The sequence below is a fragment of the Paraburkholderia sp. genome, assembly GCF_050742655.1.
GTDB lineage: Bacteria > Pseudomonadota > Gammaproteobacteria > Burkholderiales > Burkholderiaceae > Paraburkholderia.
Genome location: NZ_JBOIGG010000068.1, coordinates 1 through 1,442, shown reverse-complemented (window position 1 = coordinate 1,442; position 1,442 = coordinate 1). Strand labels below are relative to the sequence as shown.

1 protein-coding gene is annotated in these 1,442 nt (G+C 63.9%); it reads right to left on the bottom strand.

Going from position 1 to position 1,442, the window contains the following annotated elements:
- Nucleotides 1-7 precede the first annotated feature (7 nt).
- Nucleotides 8-1,442: hopanoid biosynthesis associated radical SAM protein HpnJ (hpnJ, locus tag ACREXZ_RS30820; RefSeq protein ID WP_431767911.1), on the bottom strand; the 1,435-nt coding region annotated here is incomplete at its 5' end.

The following is a 1,442-nucleotide window of genomic DNA, read 5'->3' as shown; positions in this document are numbered from 1 at the left end:
CGCGCGATCATGCCTCGTGCGCGCGCAGGAAGCGGAAGAACTCGACGCCTTCGCGCAGGCGCCGCTTCATCATCTCCCAGCTCGTGAGCATCTCGCGCACGATCTCCCAGATCTTCGACGGCCGGAAATAGAACTGCTTGTAGAAGCGTTCGAGCTGGTGATAGATCTCGTCGCGCGACAGGTGCGGGTACCCGATCGCCGCCAGCTGCACCCCCTCGCGGCTCACCAGGTTGATCACCTTGTTTTCCTCCAGCCACCCGTTCTCCACCGCCTGCCGGTACAGCGTCGTGCCCGGGTACGGCGCCGCCAGCGACACCTGGATCGTGTGCGGGTTGATTTCCTTCGCGTACTCGATCGACTTCGCGATCGTCTCCTGCGTCTCGCCCGGCAAGCCGAGAATAAACGTGCCGTGGATCTTGATCCCCAGCTTGCGGCAGTCTTCGCTGAAGCGCCGCGCGATGTCCGTGCGCAGCCCCTTCTTGATGTTCAGCAGGATCTGGTCGTCGCCCGATTCGTAGCCCACCAGCAGCAGGCGCAGCCCGTTCTCCTTCATGATCTTCAGCGTCGCGTACGGCACGTTCGCCTTCGCGTTGCACGACCACGTCACGCCCAGCTTGCCCAGCCCGCGTGCGATCTCCTCGACGCGCGGCTTGAAGTCCGTGAACGTGTCGTCGTCGAACATGATCTCCCGAACCTCGGGCATGTTGTCGCGGATCCACTTCACCTCTTCGAGCACGTTCTCCACCGAGCGCGTGCGGTAGCGGTGCCCGCCCACCGTCTGCGGCCACAGGCAGAACGTGCACTTCGAGCGGCAGCCGCGGCCCGTGTAGATCGATACGTACGGATGCTTCAGGTAGCCGATGAAGTAGTTGTCGATCTTCAGGTCGCGCTTGTACACGGGCGCGACGAACGGCAGCTCGTCCATGTTCTCGAGGATCGGACGCGCGGCGTTGTGTTCGATCGAACCGTCGGCGGCACGCCAGCTCAGGCCCAGGATGCCCGCAAGCGGCTTGCCTTCGGCCACTTCCTGGCAGGTGAAGTCGAATTCCTCGCGGCAGACGAAGTCGATCGCGTCGCTTGCGGTGAGCGAGTTATGCGGATCGACTGCGACCTTGGCGCCGACCATGCCGACCATCACGCCGGGGTGGCGCTTTTTCAGGTCAACGGCGAAGAGCGCATCGGTGGGAAAGGACGGCGTACTGGTGTGAATGATGACGAGGTCGTACTGCTGCGCGATGTCGAGCGTCGCGTCGACCGACAGACCGTCGGCCGGCGCATCGAGCACCCGGCTGCCCGGCACGAGTGCCGCGGGCTGTGCGAGCCACGTCGGATACCAGAACGAGCGGACCTCGCGTTTGGCCTGATAGCGCGAACCCGCGCCGCCATCGAATCCGTCGTACGACGGGGCCTGCAAAAACAGCGTTTTCATGAATGCTCCTGCA